The organism is Streptomyces sp. NPDC086554 (assembly GCF_040686095.1).
Taxonomy (GTDB): Bacteria; Actinomycetota; Actinomycetes; order Streptomycetales; family Streptomycetaceae; genus Streptomyces.
On sequence record NZ_JBFBJK010000023.1, the window covers coordinates 39,742 to 55,785 of the forward strand.

14 protein-coding genes and 1 pseudogene are annotated in these 16,044 nt (G+C 72.0%); 9 read left to right on the forward strand and 6 right to left on the reverse strand.

Annotated elements, in window-relative coordinates; all coding sequences use genetic code 11:
- Positions 1-9: 9 nt before the first annotated feature.
- The gene (locus AB0O76_RS32330; protein ID WP_365498448.1) at positions 10-1,215 is read left to right on the forward strand and encodes a type ISP restriction/modification enzyme; all 1,206 of its coding nucleotides are present in this window, start codon (positions 10-12) and stop codon (positions 1,213-1,215) included.
- Between the two features lies 1 nt (position 1,216).
- A pseudogene (locus tag AB0O76_RS32335) lies at positions 1,217-1,549 on the forward strand (helix-turn-helix transcriptional regulator); the annotation flags it as partial.
- 19 nt (positions 1,550-1,568) lie between these two features.
- On the opposite strand, the gene AB0O76_RS32340 reads toward AB0O76_RS32335, so the two are convergent.
- Entirely contained in the window at positions 1,569-2,279 is a 711-nt protein-coding gene (locus AB0O76_RS32340) for a TetR/AcrR family transcriptional regulator (protein ID WP_365498451.1), read from the reverse strand.
- Positions 2,280-2,342: 63 nt separating this feature from the next.
- Here AB0O76_RS32340 and AB0O76_RS32345 point away from each other — a divergent pair, with 63 nt between their 5' ends.
- Together AB0O76_RS32345 and AB0O76_RS32350 are read left to right on the forward strand one after the other, a co-directional pair.
- Positions 2,343-3,272, forward strand: a complete 930-nt coding sequence (locus AB0O76_RS32345) for an ATP-binding cassette domain-containing protein (protein WP_365498454.1) — start codon at positions 2,343-2,345, stop codon at positions 3,270-3,272.
- 243 nt (positions 3,273-3,515) lie between these two features.
- The gene (locus AB0O76_RS32350; RefSeq protein ID WP_365498457.1) at positions 3,516-4,298 is read left to right on the forward strand and encodes an ABC transporter permease; all 783 of its coding nucleotides are present in this window, start codon (positions 3,516-3,518) and stop codon (positions 4,296-4,298) included.
- A gap of 30 nt (positions 4,299-4,328) precedes the next feature.
- On the opposite strand, the gene AB0O76_RS32355 is transcribed toward AB0O76_RS32350, so the two are convergent.
- From AB0O76_RS32355 to AB0O76_RS32370, 4 genes are all read right to left on the reverse strand, one after another.
- Positions 4,329-6,056, reverse strand: a complete 1,728-nt coding sequence (locus tag AB0O76_RS32355; protein ID WP_365498460.1) for an amidohydrolase — start codon at positions 6,054-6,056, stop codon at positions 4,329-4,331.
- A gap of 199 nt (positions 6,057-6,255) precedes the next feature.
- Positions 6,256-6,525 (reverse strand): hypothetical protein, encoded by a 270-nt coding sequence (locus tag AB0O76_RS32360; RefSeq protein WP_360777975.1) that lies wholly within the window; start codon positions 6,523-6,525, stop codon positions 6,256-6,258.
- 116 nt (positions 6,526-6,641) lie between these two features.
- Entirely contained in the window at positions 6,642-7,433 is a 792-nt protein-coding gene (locus AB0O76_RS32365; RefSeq protein ID WP_365498464.1) for an anti-sigma factor, read from the reverse strand.
- Positions 7,430-7,984 (reverse strand): sigma-70 family RNA polymerase sigma factor, encoded by a 555-nt coding sequence (locus tag AB0O76_RS32370; protein ID WP_365498467.1) that lies wholly within the window; start codon positions 7,982-7,984, stop codon positions 7,430-7,432. The genes AB0O76_RS32365 and AB0O76_RS32370 overlap by 4 nt, the downstream gene beginning before the upstream one ends.
- 190 nt (positions 7,985-8,174) lie before the next feature.
- Here AB0O76_RS32370 and AB0O76_RS32375 point away from each other — a divergent pair, with 190 nt between their 5' ends.
- The 4 genes from AB0O76_RS32375 to AB0O76_RS32390 all read left to right on the forward strand — a co-directional run bounded on the left by AB0O76_RS32375 (position 8,175) and on the right by AB0O76_RS32390 (position 14,557).
- Positions 8,175-9,734 carry a DUF4331 domain-containing protein gene (locus tag AB0O76_RS32375; protein ID WP_365498470.1) on the forward strand — a complete coding sequence of 520 codons (1,560 nt, stop codon included), beginning with the start codon at positions 8,175-8,177 and terminating at the stop codon, positions 9,732-9,734.
- Between the two features lie 196 nt (positions 9,735-9,930).
- Positions 9,931-11,394, forward strand: coding sequence for a hypothetical protein (locus AB0O76_RS32380; RefSeq protein WP_365498473.1), 1,464 nt, complete (start codon positions 9,931-9,933; stop codon positions 11,392-11,394).
- Positions 11,391-12,794, forward strand: a complete 1,404-nt coding sequence (locus tag AB0O76_RS32385; RefSeq protein ID WP_365498476.1) for a sulfite exporter TauE/SafE family protein — start codon at positions 11,391-11,393, stop codon at positions 12,792-12,794. The genes AB0O76_RS32380 and AB0O76_RS32385 overlap by 4 nt, the downstream gene beginning before the upstream one ends.
- A gap of 44 nt (positions 12,795-12,838) precedes the next feature.
- Positions 12,839-14,557, forward strand: coding sequence for a serine/threonine-protein kinase (locus AB0O76_RS32390; RefSeq protein WP_365498479.1), 1,719 nt, complete (start codon positions 12,839-12,841; stop codon positions 14,555-14,557).
- Here the strand turns inward: AB0O76_RS32390 and AB0O76_RS32395 are convergent.
- Positions 14,554-15,378 (reverse strand): SGNH/GDSL hydrolase family protein, encoded by an 825-nt coding sequence (locus AB0O76_RS32395; RefSeq protein WP_365498482.1) that lies wholly within the window; start codon positions 15,376-15,378, stop codon positions 14,554-14,556. The two genes, AB0O76_RS32390 and AB0O76_RS32395, sit on opposite strands and share 4 nt — an antisense overlap.
- Positions 15,379-15,710: 332 nt before the next feature.
- Here AB0O76_RS32395 and AB0O76_RS32400 point away from each other — a divergent pair, with 332 nt between their 5' ends.
- A complete protein-coding gene (locus tag AB0O76_RS32400) occupies positions 15,711-16,043 on the forward strand; it encodes a hypothetical protein (RefSeq protein WP_365498485.1) in 333 nt (110 codons plus the stop codon).
- Position 16,044: the final 1 nt, after the last annotated feature.

Genomic DNA, 16,044 nt, shown 5'->3' on the forward strand with positions numbered 1-16,044 from the left:
CGTCGTACGATGCCGGGCGTGACGCACGACGAAGCGCCGCTGCTCGCCGACCTGATGCCGTGGTCCGTCGCGCCCCTCCGGACCGGCCGGGGGTGGCCGATGGGCCCGGACGCCGTATCCCTCAGGGCCCGTTGGGACGCATTCGTACGCGCGGACGGCACCGAGCGTGACCGGTTGCTCGCCCCGTCGCGCTCGCGCACCCTGCACACCTCGGTCTCCCAACTCCCCGGCCACCGGGCCGGAACGGGCCCGCTGGCCGGGGAGACGGGCCGCTGCCCCGAGCCGGTGCGCGTCCTGCACGGCCCCTTCGACGAGCAGTGGCTGATCCCGGACCACCGGCTCATCGACGCCGCGCGCCCCGAGTTGTGGCGGGTCGCGGGCGATGGCCAGGTGTTCCTGGTGGAGCAGGGGCACGTCGCCGGTTCCGCGGGGCCCGCCGTGCTCGCGTCGGCCGTGCTGCCCGACGGCCGCTCCCCCGCCGGGCGCCCGGGCAGGATCCGTCCGCTGTTCCGCCGCCCCGGAGGGCTTGAGCCCAATGTGGCGCCCGGTCTGCTCGGGCATCTCTCCGAGACGCTCGGGCATGACGTCGACGCCGGGGAGCTCCTCGCCTGGACCCTTGCGGTGGCCGACGCGACGGCCGCCGGGTGCCGGGTGCCGCTGACCTCCGACGCCGGGGTGTGGGCGCGGGGCACGGAGCTCGGCCGCCGCGTCCTGCGGCTGCGGGCACGCGGCGACGGGGCCCGGCCGAAGCTCCCCGGGGGACGCAGGCCCTACGTACGGGCGCCGCTGCCCACCCGCCCCTCGGTACTGTCCTACGACGCCGACGAAGAGGCGCTGTGCCTGGACGAGGGCCGCATCTCGCCGGTGCCGCGCGAGGCGTGGGAGTTCGAGGTGAGCGGTGTCCGGGTCCTCGACCTGTGGTTCAACCGCCGCACGGAGCCCGCCGAGCCCGGCACGCTGGAGGCGATCCGCCCCGCGACGTGGCCGCAGGCGTGGACGTCCGAGCTCCTGGAACTCATCACCGTGCTGGCCTTGCTTCATGAACTGGAGCCCCTGAAGCTGGAGTTGATCAGCTCCCTTGCCGACTCGTCGGCGGTCACCACCGATGAGCTGCACAAGGCGGGCGTCCTGCCCATACCGGCCGCGGCCCGCCGCCCGGCATCCGTCCTTGACCACCACGAGGAGGGCCCGGGGGGCCAGTTCGCGCTGATCTGAGGAACGGGCCCGCACGGAGCTGCTCTTCGGGGAGTGGCTGCGGCGCGCGGGCCGCCGCAGCGAGGCCCGCACCCCGCTGCGCGCCACCGGCGAGAGCCGGGCACGGCACACCGATGACCGTGCCCCCGTCGAGCGGCTCACCCCGCAGGAGCGCCAGGTCGTGCGGCTCGCGGCGACCGGCATGACCAACCGGGACATCGGCGCCCGGCTCTTCCTGTCGCCGCGCACGGTGGGCTACCACCTGTACAACGCCTATCCGAAGCTGGGCGTGGCGTCGCGCGGCGAGCTGGCCCGGCTCGAGTTCCGGGAGGAGCAGGAGGAGCCGACGGCGTAGCGGCCGTGGCGGGGTCCGCTCAGGAGAAGGAGTCGAAGAGGCGGTTCAGCATCCGCTCGAAGACGTCGTCCGCGTCCCCCGGCGGAGGGCCCTCGGTGAGCATGGCGGCGAGCCGCGGATACGCACCGCTGCCGACCTGCCCCGCGAGATACGCGAACCGCACGGCCTGCTCCTGCTCCTCCGACCACGGCAGCGCCCGCGCGCGTTCCGCCAGGGCGAACTCATTGGCCACGTACGTCATGACGGAGCCGTTGAGCATCCCGATCAGCTCCATCTTGGTGCCGTAGGGGGCGTCGAGCCCTTCCAGGGCACCCAGGCAGTGTTCGAGGAAGCGCAGGGCGTTCGGGCTGTAGCCGTAGAGCGTCGACATGATCCGCGCCAGCCAGGGGTGGCGGTGCATGATCTCGCGCGCCTGGCGGCCGAGCGCCATCATCTCCGTACGCCAGTCGCCGCCCGGCGGCCCCGCGGGCAGCACATACTCGCCGCTGACCGCGTCGACCATCAGCTCGTACAGGTCCTCCTTGCGCGGCACGTAGTTGTAGAGCGACATGGTGCCGCAGCCCAGTTCGCCTGCCACCTTGCGCATGGAGACCGCGTCGATGCCGTCCGCGTCGGCGATGCGGACCGCCGCCGCGGCGATGTCCGCCCTGCTGTACGCGGGCTTCGGGCCACGGCCCGCACGCTCGGGGCGCGCCCAGATCACTTCCGGTTCGGCCGCTCGGCCCGCCATTGATCATCACCTCGCTCCCCATGTTAGTTACGTACGGCGTACGTAGTGGGGTACGGTGACGCCATGACTTCTACGTACGCTGTACTTAGTGAAGGTCTGGAGAAGCGGTTCGGGGACGTCCATGCCCTGCGGGGCCTCGACCTTGCCGTGCCCGAGGGCACGGTGTGCGGGCTGCTCGGCCCCAACGGAGCCGGAAAGACGACCGCGGTACGGGTGCTGACCACGCTCCAGTCGCCGGACGCCGGCACCGCCCTGGTCGCGGGGCACGACGTGGTGCGGGAGGCCGCCGCCGTGCGGCGCATGATCGGGGTGACCGGGCAGTACGCGTCGGTCGACGGCGATCTGACCGGGCGCGAGAACCTGCGGCTCTTCGCGCGGCTGCTGCGGGTTCCGCGGGCGCGGGGCGACGCACTGCTTGAGCGCTTCGGGCTCGTCGAGGCCGCCGATCGGCCCGCGCGGACGTACTCCGGCGGGATGCGGCGGCGGCTCGACCTCGCGGCGAGTCTGATCGTGCGGCCCCGCGTGCTGTTTCTCGACGAGCCCACTACCGGGCTCGATCCGCACAGCCGGGGCGGCATCTGGGACGCGGTGCGGGAGCTGGCCGCGGAGGGGACGACGGTGCTGCTCACCACGCAGTATCTGGAGGAGGCCGATCAGCTCGCCGACGAGGTCGTGCTGATCGACGGGGGGCGGGTGGCGCAGCGCGGTACGCCCGCGGCGTTGAAGGCGCAGATCGGGAGTTACGCGGAGGTTGTTGTCGCGGAGGAGGCCGCGGTGCCTGCGGCCGCGGTCGTGCTGGATCAGTTGACCGGGGCCGAGCCGGTCCTCGACGCGGGGCGGCTGACCGCCGGGGCCGTTGTGCTGGATCCCTCCGTCACCTTGCCTGTCCTCGTCCGGGAGTTGGACTTTGCGGGGGTGCCGGTTGTCGACGTGACGTTGCGGGCGCCGACGTTGGACGAGGTCTTCTTGCGGCTCGTCTCCCGCGTTTCCTAGACCGCCGCTTCGCGGCGGAATTTTCCCGCCCACCCACCCGATTACCCCGCGACTGCCTCGCAGGCGGGACCGGGGTGGGTGCCGCCCGGATGCCCCGCGACTACCCGCAGGCTGGACCGGGGTGGGTGCCGCCCGATTACCCCGCGACTGCCTCGCAGGCGGAACCGGGGTGGGTGCCGCCCGAATGCCCCGCCGTACGGGACCTGGGTGGGTGGTTCAACCGATCGACCGGAAGGATTTCCTGTGAGCGCCATTCTCTATGACGGCACCGCCGTCCTCAGCCGGCATCTGCAGCGCATCAAGCGCGCGCCCGCCATTCTGGTCATGACCCAGACGATGCCCATCGTCTTTCTGCTCTTCTTCGGGTACGTCTTCGGCAGCGCCCTCGCCATGCCCGGCTCCGACTACCGTGCCTTCCTCGTGCCGGGGATGCTCGTCGCGACCGCCGCGAACGGGATCATGACCGGCATGTTCACCGCCGCCCAGGACTCGCACCGCGGCGTGATGGACCGCTTCCGTACGATGCCGATGAGCCGCTCGGCGGTGCCGCTCGGGCAGGCCGTCGCCGATCTGCTGACCACCGCCGTGGGGCTTGTGCCGCTGATGCTGGTCGGGCTCGCGATGGGGTGGCGGATCGAGGGCGGCGCGGCTCAAGCCCTGGGCGCCTTCGGCCTGTTGCTGCTCTTCCGGTTCACGACGACCTGGATCGGCATCCTGCTCGGGCTCGCGTCGCAGAGCGAGGAGGCTGCGGGACAGCTGGGCAGCGCGACCTTCATGCTGCCGCTGCTCTCGAACGCGTACATCCCCACCGACGGACTCCCCGGATGGCTGCGCACCGTCGCCGAGTGGAACCCGATCAGCGCGGTGGCGACGGCGGTGCGGGACCTGTTCGGCAACGCGCCCGTGCCGACGGACGCCGCCTGGCCGGTGACTCATCCCGTGGCCGGTTCGGTCCTGTGGTGCACGGTGCTGCTCGCGCTGTGCGTGCCGCTCGCCGTCCGCCGGTACGCGCGCGGTGGACGGTGAGCGGACGGCCGAACTCTCCTTCGGCGCACGCTACTTCTGGGGTTCGAGCTCCGGCCCCAGCGAGGAGAACTTCTCCTGGGACACCACGCGCTTCGGCGGCCAGGTGATGTTCGGCGGCGGCCACTTCTGGCCCGTCTTCTTCAGGAACCACGCGGGGGGTTCGTACATCGGCGGCTCATAGCCGTCCGGGAGCGCGGTCTTCCAACTGACGCCCTTCGTACGCTCCTTGAACTCGTGCTTGACCGCCTTGAGGCGTTCGGGCTGGGTGAGCAGGTCGACCGCCGTCGCCGCCAGGTACTTGGCGGCGGCCATCACCGCCGCCTGGCCGGGAGCCGCTGCCGCGCAGGCCGCGGTGGACCAGGTGTGCATCTTGGTGCCGATGGGGGCGAGCGCGGCCCCCATCGAGACGGTGGGCACGTTCCAGCTGATGTCCGCGACATCCGTCGAGCCACCGCCCATGAACACCGGGTTGGGCGGGGTGAGTTCACCGATCTTGTCGTGCATGCCCCGCTCCGGAAGACCGAGGGACTTCTGCAGCTCCTTCGCCAACTCTTGTGCCTCGTCGGTGAATTGGGGCGGGCCGATCTCCTTCATGTTCGCGTGCAGGAGCTCGGCGAAGGATTTGGCGGGGAGCTGGTTCCAGCAGGCGGATGTGATGCGGTGGCGGACCGAGGTCCGGGACGCCTTCGCGGCCGCCTCGGAGACGGCGATCACCTTGTCCAGGAGCACCTGGACGCGGGCCGGGCTTCCCTCACGCACGTAGTAGCTGATCTCCGCGATCTCCGGGGTGACGTTGGGGATGTCACCGCCGTTGTTGATCACCCAGTGCAGGCGGCCGCTCGGCGCGAGGTTCTCCTCGCGCAGGAACTCCGACATCGTCGCCATCATCACGGCGGCGTCGAGCGCGGACTTGTTGCCCAGCGGGGTGCCGCCGTGCCCTGCCACGCCGAGGAAGGTGAAGGTGACGGCGGTCATCGCGGTGGTGGTGCCCCAGCCGGTCGCGTTGGCCGTCGAGGGGTGCCAGTCGAGGAACGCGTCGAGGCCGTCGTACACCCCCTTGCTGACGGCGTACGTCTTGCCGATCAGCGTCTCCTCTGCGGTGGAGCCGAAGAACTTCACGGTCACGGGCAGCTTGTGCCGCTTCGCGGCCTGGGCGACGGCGGCCGCCGCGGCTGCCGCCGCCGTGCCGAGCGCGCTGTGTCCGCAGCCGTGGCCGGGGCCGTAGCTGGGCGCGAAGGGGTCGTGGACGTACTCGCGCGGGTCGTGGTGGCCGACGCCCTTGTTCTGCGAGAGACCGGGCAGCGCGTCGTACTCGCCGCTGAAGCCGATGACGGGGCCGCCGCTGCCGTGCGTGGAGGTCGCCGTGAACGCGGTGGGGAATCCGGCGGTGCCGAACTGCACGTCGAAACCGGCCTGTTCGAGGAAATCGGCCTCGGCGATCGAGGACTTCCACTCGCGCAGGGACAGCTCGGCGTTGTCCCAGATCTCGGCGTTCAGACCGGTGATCCGGTCGTCGTGGGAAGTGATCCAGTCGAGCGCGGAGCGCTTGGCGGGGGTGTCGGCCGCGAGGTTCTCGGGTGCTTCGTAGGCGGCGGGGCTTTCGTCGGCGCTCGCGGCCATCGCCGGGTCGGCTTCGGCGGCCATGACGGCGCCGGTCACACCGGCCGCGCCGAGCAGTTGCATGATGCGGCGCCGACTCAACGGCGGGCCGCTCGCGGGGAGTGCTTCATGCTCATGCTGATCGTGCAGGTCACACACGCGCACCTCCGGGGGTGAGGTTGGGTGTATCGGCCAATCGATCAGCAACAGTGCGACTGAATCGTTGCGGCGTCAACAGGTGCGCATGACACGGGAGTTGAGCAAGGGTCGTGCTGGGTGATGGATGCGGGGCGATCGGGTGGGTGGGCGGGACAGATCCGCCGCGAAGCGGCGGGAAAAGCCCCCGACCACCCCGTGGTCAACGACCCCCGAAAAGCGACCGCCGCAACCTGCGCAGCGGAGCAAAAAGGGAGACCCGCCGCACACGCGCACCGCGCGCGCTGCGGTCGTGCGCGGAACCCCGCGAGGTCAGCTCACGCATCAGCAACGTCGCCTCGTGCGACTCGCGCTGCGGAACGGCAGGGCCGCCCAGCACCGCGAGATGGCGGTCGAGACGAGAGCTGGTCGCGCTGCTCCCGCAAGTGATCGCAGGGACACGCGCCCTGCTGCGCACCGTTATCTGTTCCATGTCACTCCCCACCCGTACGAGGGCACCCGGCCCAGGGCAGGTTAACCCTATCGCCCCGCCATGACACTCGTGTATCCCGGTCGCAGGATTCACCTTCTGCACAAGGAGGTTGACGGTTACTCTCCGAATACAACTGATTCCAGGGCGAGTTGGACAAGAGGGGCAGAAGTGGGCCGATCTGAGCCCCCATCGGGCTCGATGGTGACAGCGAGTGAGGAATCGGGAGCACTCAGCCCGCCGACGAGCACGGGCGTTTCGCCGTCGAGCAAGCCGAGCGAGCGGGGCTCCGACGCGGGGCGATTCAGCCACAGTTGGTGCACACGGCCCCGTGGCGGCCCGTCGAGCCCCGCGACGGTCACCACGGCGCGCCGCCTGGACTCGGACGCCACGACGTTGATGCCGCGCCCCCGTGCGTCACGCTCGCCCGTGGCGCGGGCGTCGGGCGCGGCCAGGACGTGGGCGATCTCACGTGCGGCGGCCCGCTCGCGGTCGAGCCTGTCGTCGGTCCTGTCGAGCTGGACCGCGAGGACCGCGCAGGCGACAAGGGCGAGCGCGGCGGCTGCGACCGGCATCAGAAGCGCGCGCGTACGTGGGGGCGCGCCCGTCGCGGCGGGCGCCTGCGGCCGCGGCTCCTGCTCCGTCGTACGTACGGCGGTCATGACTCGCTCGCGCAGGGCGGGCGGCGGCGGGGCAGCGGCCGCGCCCGCGAGGCGCACGGCGTCCTCGGTCAGCTGCCTGGTCTCCTCACGGCAGCGGCCGCAGCGGGCCAGGTGCCGCTCGAAGCGGCGCAGTTCGCGGGGTTCGATGGCGTCCAGGGCATAGGGGACGGCCAGGGAGTGCACGGGCCTGCGCGGCAGCCACGCGGTGCGTCCCCCCGGCTGCCGCCGCAGGCCACCGGGCCACCTCATGTCGCACCTCCCGTGGCGGCGCCCAGGCAGTCGCGCAGCCGCAGCAGCCCGTCCCGCATCCGCGTCTTGACGGTGCCGAGCGGGACGGAGAGCCGCCGGGCCACCTCGCGGTAGGTGTAGCCGTCGTAATAGGCGAGCGTCACGGCCTGGCGCTGCAGGTCCGTCAGACGCCGCAGGCAGCGGCGCACCCATTCGCGCTCCAAGGTGCCCTCGACCTCCTCGGCCACGTGGTCGAAGGCGGGGCCTTCGGCCCGCCCGGCGACGCGCTGTTCGCGGTCGCTCGCCGCGCGGGCGCTGCGCACCCGGTCCACCGCCCTGCGGTGGGCGAGGGTGAGGATCCAGGCGAGGGCGCTGCCGCGTGCGGGGTCGAAGCGGGCCGCCGTGCGCCACAGTTCGAGCAGCACCTCCTGGACCACTTCCTCGGACTGCGCCGGATCCCGCAGCACCCTGCGCACCATTCCGTACACCGGCCCTGACACCAGGCCGTACAGCTTCTCGAACGCCTGCTGGTCGCCGCGGGCGACCAGCGGGAGCAGCTCGTCGGCGTCCATGCGGCGTCCCCCTTTTCCCGGCCCCTTGTGCGCGGGGCTCATTGTCCGGTCGCCCGGTCTTCGCGGCGAGAGTTGGGACCGGATGGGGAAAGAGGCCAATCCGCCGGGCCCTTCGCCCCGAATGGCGTTCGTCAGGCGGCTCCCGCGCACCGCGCGCCGGGTCGCGCGAAGGAACGTAAGGACGGACGCGATGACAGCTATCGCCAGGAGCCGAACGGGGCGGCGCGACAGGCGCGGCCTCGCCGCGCTTGTCTGTGGCGCGCTGGCCGCCGGGGGGCTCGCAGCCGCCGGCGTGACCGCACTCGAACCGGGGGCGGCCGACGCCGCCAGCCACCGGGAGGCCCCGCTGATCTCGGGGCAGCCTCAGTACGACAACACGGACGTGTACGCGTTCGTCAGCCCCGACCGGCCCGACACGACGACGATCGTGGCGAACTGGCTGCCCTTCGAGGAGCCCGCGGGCGGTCCCACCTTCTATCCGTTCGCCGACGACGCGCAGTACGACGTCCACGTGGACAGCGACGGGGACGCGCAGGGCGATCTGCTGTACCGGTGGACGTTCGACACACAGACCAGGAGCGGTGACACGTTCCTCTACAACACCGGTCCCGTGACGAGCCTCGACGACCCCGATCTGAACGTCACGCAGACCTACGACCTCGACCTGATCAGGCTCAAGGACCAGAAGGTCACCTCGACGACGAAGCTAGCCGACGATGTGCCCGCGGCGCCCTCGCACGTCGGCAAGGCGTCGATGCCGAACTACAAGAAGCTGCGCGAGCAGGCCGTGCGCGACATCAAGGGCGGCGGTTCGACGTTCGCCGGGCAGGCCGACGACCCGTTCTTCGCGGACCTCCGGGTCTTCGACATGGCGTACGGGGGCAATCTCTCCGAGGTCGGGCGGGACACGCTCAAGGGCTACAACGTGAACACCATCGCCCTTCAGGTGCCGACCGCGGAGCTCCGGCAGTCGGAGAAGCAGCCCGTCGTCGGCGTCTGGTCGACGACCCAGCGCAAGAACGCGAGCGGCAAGTGGACGCAGGTCTCGCGGATGGGCAACCCGCTGGTGAACGAGGTCGTCGTGCCGAGGAAGGACAAGGACAAGTTCAACGCGTCCTCGCCCTGGGACGACAAGCAGTTCCTCAAGTACGTCACCAACCCCGAACTGCCCAAGGTCCTGCAGAAGATCTACGGCCTGAAGGCTCCGGCGGAGCCGCGCAACGACCTCGTGTCGGTCTTCCTGACCGGCGTGAAGGACCTCAACCAGCCGCCGGGTGTGCGGCCGGCCGAGGCGCTGCGGCTCAACACGTCGATCAAGCCCGCCGCCGATCCGAAGCGGCTCGGTGTGCTCGACGGAGACAACGCCGGGTTCCCCAACGGGCGGCGGCTCGCCGATGACGTCATCGACATCGAGTTGCAGGTCGTCGAGGGCGAACTCGTCGGCAACAAGAACGACTTGGGCGACGCGGTGGACGCCAACGAGCGGAAGTTCGGCGGCGCCTTCCCGTACGTGGCACTGCCCACGTCCGGGTCCCGTGGGCCGCTGGCCAAGGGCGGCGGTTCCGGTGACAGCTCGGCACGTGACGCGCTGAGCGGCGGTGCCGTGCCCGGGCGTCCGGGGTCCGGCGACGGTGACGACACCGATGCCGTGCTGATCGCCTCCGGAGCCGCGGGGACGGCCGGGGTGCTGCTCGTCGGCCTCGGGCTCCTCTGGTGGCGCAGGCGGGGCGCGCCCGGTACCTCGGGGTGAGGCCGTTTCCCCGGGGGTGAGCCCCGCGGGGGTGAGCCCTCTGCGGGCGGCGGGGGCACCGTCCCGCAGCGAGAGCCCCCCGCGGGGCAATTCCCTTCCGAGCCGGCGCGGCCCGCATTTCATCCCCCCTGCGGGCCGCGCCTTCTTCTCCCTGCTCAATCCTCTTGCTCATTCCTCTGATGAAAGGCGTGCTGCCATGGCTCTGCCACGTCCTGCCGGGCGGTCCGTCGTCGCCGCCGTCGCGCTGGCGCTCGCGATCACCGGCGGTGCCGTCGTCGCCGGCGGCGGTGACGACGGCCGGGACCGGCCGCCGCCGGCCGTCGCCGCGCCGGGCGCCTCTCTCGACGGGCTCCGGGGCGGCGATCTGGACCGTGGCGTGGCGGCGCTGCAGTCCCATCTGCGGGCCCAGCCACGGGACTTCGGCTCGTGGGCGACGCTGGGCACCGCCTACGTCGAGCAGGCCCGCACCCGAGGCGATCCCTCGCGCTACCGCGAGGCGGACCGCGCGCTTGACCGGTCCCTGGAGCTCCGGCCCCGCAACGACGCGGCACTCGCCGGACGTGCGGCGCTTGCCGCCGCCCGGCACGACTTCAAGGGCGCCCTGCGGCACGCGGAGTCCGCGCTCGCCGAAAACCCTTACAACGAAGGCGCGTTGGCCTCACGGATCGACGCCCTGGTCGAGCTCGGCCGCTACCGCGCGGCGGCGCGGGCCGCCGACGAGGCGGACGCCCGGCGGCCCGGCGTTCCCGTCTTCACCCGGTACGCGTACGTGCGCGAGCTGCGAGGGGATGTCGCGGGGGCCCGGCGGGCGCTCTCGCGGGCGGTCGGCTCGGTCTCGGCCTCCGCTCCCGGCGACGTGGCCTACGTCGCCACGGCTCTGGGCCAACTCGCCTGGCGCCAGGGCCAGTACGGCGAGGCGCTGCGCCAGTGCGGCAGGGCGCTGCGGGCCGACGCCTCCTACCTGCCGGCGCTGGAGTGCCGGGCTCGGGCGTGGGCCGGGCGTGGGGAGACCGGGCGGGCGATACGAGCATTGCGGGAGGTGGTCGCCCAGGCTCCGTTGCCGGGGCCGCTGCTGGCCCTCGGCGAGCTGTACGAGGCGCGGGGCGAGCGGGCGAAGGCGCGCCGGCAGTACGCGTTGCTCTCCGCCGGGGTGTCGCTGGCGCGGGCCAACGGCGTGAACGCGGATCTCGACGCGGCGGTGGCCCTGGCGGACCACGGGGACCGGCGGGGTGCGCTGCGGGCGGCGCAGGCGGAGTGGAAACGCCGCCACACGCTCCACACGGCGGACGCCCTGGCCTGGACCCTCCACCTCAACGGCCGCTCCGATGAGGCACTCCCCTACGCCCGCATGGCAACCGACACCGGATTCCGGGAGGCGTCCTTCATGTACCACCGGGCCGCGATCGAGACGGCAACGGGATCGAGCGGGGCGGGCCGCCGCTGGGCGTCTTCGGCGCTGGACCTCAACCCGGGCTTCTCCCCGACGGGGGCACAGGAGGCGCGGGAGCTGGCCGGGGGCGACGCGCTGCGGGGTTTCGGGCGGGTGGGCTTCTCCCCGACGGAGGCGCGGGAGCTGGCCGGGGGTGACGCGCTGCGGGGATTCGGGCGGGTGGGTGGGAAAGGCTTGTTCGGTCGCCCGGGGATGCGGGGTGCACGGTGAAGCGGCGGCTCGCCGGCCTCGGGGTCCTCGGCGGCGCAGCTCTCCTCGCTCTGTTGCCCGCGGGGCAGGCCGCGGCCCACCCCCTGGGGAACTTCACCGTCAATCGGTACGACGGGATCGTCGTCGCCCCGGGGCGCGTCACCGTCGACCATGTGGAAGACCTTGCCGAGATTCCGGCCACGCAGGCCATGCCCCGCATCAAGGAGACCGGCATGGCCCGCTGGGCAGAGGAGCGCTGCGGGAAAGCCGCTCGGGGCAGCCATCTGCGGGCAGGCGGCAAGAACGTACCCCTCCGCGTGGCGCGCGCCGGCGCCACCGCGCGCGACGGCCAGGCGGGCCTGCGCACGTTGCGCGTGCGGTGTGAGCTCGGTGCCCCGCTCCCCCGGGGCACCGAGCTCACCCTCCGCTTCGATGCCGCGGGCCAACCCGGCCCCGGCTGGCGGGAGATCACCGCCCAAGGCGATCGCATGACCGTCAAGGACGCCGACGTACCGAAGGCGTCCGTCTCTCGGCGGCTCACCCGCTACCCGGAGCGGCTCCTCTCCTCGCCCCCGAGCGACACATCGGCGGCGCTGCGCATCACCCCCGGCGGCCCCGCCCTCGCCGAGCAGCCCCGCGCCGAGGCCCCCGCCACGACCCCGCTGCCCCGCGGCGCCGACCGCTGGGCACAGGCCCTCACCGGGCTGGTCGCCCGGCACGACCTCAGCATCGGATTCGCCGTACTCGCCCTGGCCATCGCCCTGTTGCTCGGCGCCCTGCACGCCATCGCGCCGGGGCACGGCAAGACGCTGATGGCCGCGACCGCCGCGGCCCGCGGCCGTGCATCGCTGCGGGACGTCCTCCCGCTCGCCGCGTCGGTCACCGTCACGCACACCCTCGGAGTGGCGGCCCTCGGGCTGCTCGTCGCGGGCGGCTCCGCGGCGGCGCCCTCCGTCATCGCCTGGCTCGGCATCGCAAGCGGTGTGCTGGTGACCGGTGCGGGGGCCCTGCTCCTGCGGAGGGCGTGGCGTCGCCATAAGCAGCACGGGCACAGCCATCAGCACGGCCATCAGCACAACCACGAAGCGCCACCCCGGCTCCGCGGCGCCCTCTTCCTCGGCTTCGCCGGTGGCCTCGTGCCCAGCCCGTCCGCCGTCGTCGTGCTCGTCGGCGCCGCCGCACTCGGCGAGGCCTGGTTCGGGCTGCTGCTCGTGCTCGCGTACGGGATGGGGCTCGCCGTGACGCTGACCGCCGCCGGGTTCCTCGTGGTGCGGGTCGGCTCCGCCGCCGGACGGCGGCTTCGCATGCCCCGCCGGCTGCACCGCGCCACACACCGGTTCCTGCCCGTCGGCTCCGCCTGTGTCGTGGTCGCCCTCGGGTGCGGATTGGTGTTCAAGGGGGCGGCAACAGCGCTCGGTTGAGGTAGTTTTGTGGAGAATCGCACGGCTGCCGATGGGGGACGCCCGTGAGCGACGACGAGCGTGTGATCGCGGGGCGCTACCGCCTTCTGGCCCCCTTGGGCGAGGGCGGCATGGGCACGGTCTGGCGCGCCCGTGACGAGGTCCTCGGCCGCGAGGTCGCGGTCAAGGAGGTGCGCGCCCCGGCGGGGCTACCGGCCAGTGAGGTCGACCGGCTCTACGCCCGCCTGGAGCGCGAGGCCTGGGCCGCCGCCCGCATCCCGCACCGCAACGTGGTGACGGTCTACGACGTGGCGAGCCAGGACGGGCGCCCGTGGATCGTCATGGAGATCGTGCGGGGGCTCTCGCTGTCCGATGTGCTCGACACGGAAGGGCCGATGCCGCCACAGCGCGCCGCGCACATCGGCGCGGAGGTGCTCGCCGCCCTGCGCGCCGCGCACGACGCGGGGGTCCTGCACCGTGACGTGAAGCCCGGCAACGTACTGATCGGCAATGACGGGCGGGTCGTCCTCACGGATTTCGGGATCGCCATGGTGGAGGGAAGTTCGGCTCTCACCATGACGGGGGAAGTCATCGGGTCGCCCGAATTCCTCGCCCCGGAGCGGGCGTTGGGGCAGCGGCCGGGCCCCGAGTCCGATCTGTGGTCCCTGGGCGTGCTGCTCTACGCAGCCGTCGAGGGCAGTTCGCCGTTCCGGCAGGACACTCCGCTCAGCACGTTGCGTGCGGTGGTGGACGAGGCGTTGCCGCCACCTCGTAACGCGGGAGCGCTGACGCCCGTACTCGAAGGGCTGTTGCGGAAGGATCCCGCCGAGCGGATCTCCGGGGCCGACGCCGAGCGCGATCTGCGGCTCGTCGCGGCAGGCGGCGCCCCGCGCACGGAACCCGCCGTTCCGTACCTGCCCACGGTCACCTCACAGCAACAGCAGCAGCAACAGGCGCCGCAGCCGCCACCACCGGCCCAGCCGGAGCCGCCACCGGTCACCTACGGCGGCGGGACCACCACGACCACGCCCAGCCGCTCGCGCCGCTCCGTCCTCGTCCTCACGGCCGGCCTTGCAGCTCTCGCGCTGGCCCTCGGCGGACTCACGTACGCCCTGGTCAACCGGGATGACGGAGGTGGCGGAAGCAGCGGCGGCTCGACCGGGGGAGGCAACGGCGGCGGTGACACCGGCGGGAGCGGGGGCAGCGGTTCCGGCGGTGGAAAGAACGGCGGCAGCAGTACGACAGGAGGTTCCGACGGCGGTTCCACGAACGGCGGGAGCGGGGGCAATGACGGCGGTTCGACCGGCGGCGGCTCCACGGACGGCGGCGGCAACGGCGGCACGACCACTCCCCCGCCGCAGTCCGTCAAGGTGACCGTCTCCGGGGTGCGCACGGAGTACAGCGGCGTCTGCCCGGTGCCGGCCGGTCAGGCCCCGTCCTTCACGGCGACATTCACGGTGGGCCGGGTTCCGGTCTCCGTCGACTACCGCTGGGTCACGAAGTCCGGCGAGCCGAGCGATCCCGGCTGGAAGACGCTCACGTTCGCGTCCGGCGGGGGCAAGAGCAAGCAGGTGCACCACACGGAGACCGTGGCGGCGGAGCCCGGCGAGACGTATCAGAACGAGATCAGTGTGGAGGTGCGCAGCCCGGTGGAGGCGACCTCCAACTCCGTTGCGTACTCGGTGACATGCGAGAAGGAGACCCCGACGGACGGAGCCTCCCCCTACACATCGGACTTCACGTCGAATGATGCGTCGAACTACGCGTCGAACTCGGCCCGTTAGGAGGCCGCCGCCCTGAACACGGGAAGGTAGCCGCCGCTCTGACCGGCGGACGTGGGGTGGTAGGACTCGCCGATGTTGGTCCACTTCACGCTGTGCAGCCACGCGTCGCCGGAGCAGATCTCGTGCCCGGTGAAGGTGCTGGTCACATCGCCGAAGGTGAAGCCGTGGTCGGCGGCCCGCTTGGCGGTCGTGGAGTTGAGGAGGTTGGCTGCGTCGTTGATGGCGGCGCGCTCCGTCTCGGAGAGACCGGCGAGGCAGCTGCCGCCGAGCTTGTAGAAGCGCGGGTAGCCCATGACGACGACCTGGGCCGCGGGCGCCCTGCCGCTGATCGCCGAGTAGACCTGGTCGAGCTTGCCGGGGAGCGTGTTCTCGACGTACGTACGCGCCGTGGCGATGCGCGCCAGGCAGCTGCTCTCGGACTGGAGCACACAGGTCGTCATGACGTCGGCGAACCCGGCGTCGTTGCCCCCGACGGAGACGCTGACGAGGCCCGTTCCGGAGCCGAGCGGGCCGAGCTGGTTGGCCACGACGTCACCCGTACGGGCACCGGAACAAGCCGTGAAGTCGAAGCTGGAGGGTGAGTTGGCGGCGGCCCACAGCGCGGGGTACGCGCGCGGAGTGCGCTTGCAGTCGCCGCTTCCGCTGTCGTATCCGCCGGCTCCGACACCGGACGAGTAGGAGTCGCCGAGGGCCACATAGCCGGTGGCCGCGGCCTGTTGGCCGGTCTGCTGGTCTGCTTGAGCCGCTGTGGCCCCGGTGAGGGCGAAGGCGACGGCGAGGAGGAGTGAGGACATGTTTGCCGTGATTCGGGACAATCTCATGGAACCTCCCTTAGCAGGATTTCTGCCACGACTGTGGTAGCACCTCCCACCCGTCGTCGGTAGTGTTCATGTCAACAAGTTCGCCCGCAATTCCCTTGCGCACCAAGGGAGTTCCCCTCTGATTCAGGGGGCGTCATCGAGCATCTCCACACTCCCTCCGCATCTTGACGCGCCGCCACGGACTGCGCGACATTGAAGCCCGGCATCCGGCGCTTCGGGGGGCAAAGTCGCCAATGCAGACCATCGGGATCAAGGCACCGTCATCAGACACCGGGCCGGGCGCACAGCAGCGCCCGAGCCGTCACGGGGACCTGCTTGCGTTGCTCGGGGGCATGGCTGTGGCGGTCGGCGCCGTCGGCGCGATGCTCGCGCTCACGGACATCGACTCACCGCTGCGCGGACCCTTCACGCTCTTCTTCCTGCTCGCGGCACCGGGGGGAGCAATCGGCGCCGCGCTGCGCGGACTTGAACCATGGGGCCGGATCGTGGCTTCCGTTTCCGGGGCCGTCGCGGTCAACCTGTTGGTGGCCCAGGCCATGCTGGCCCTGCACATGTGGTCGGTGCGCGGCGGGGTCGCGGCCGTCACCGTGATCGGCTCGCTCATCTTCCTGCTGGCACTGGTACGACGCCTGCGCGGCCGTACCCCGAGAAGGCGGACCTCCTGAC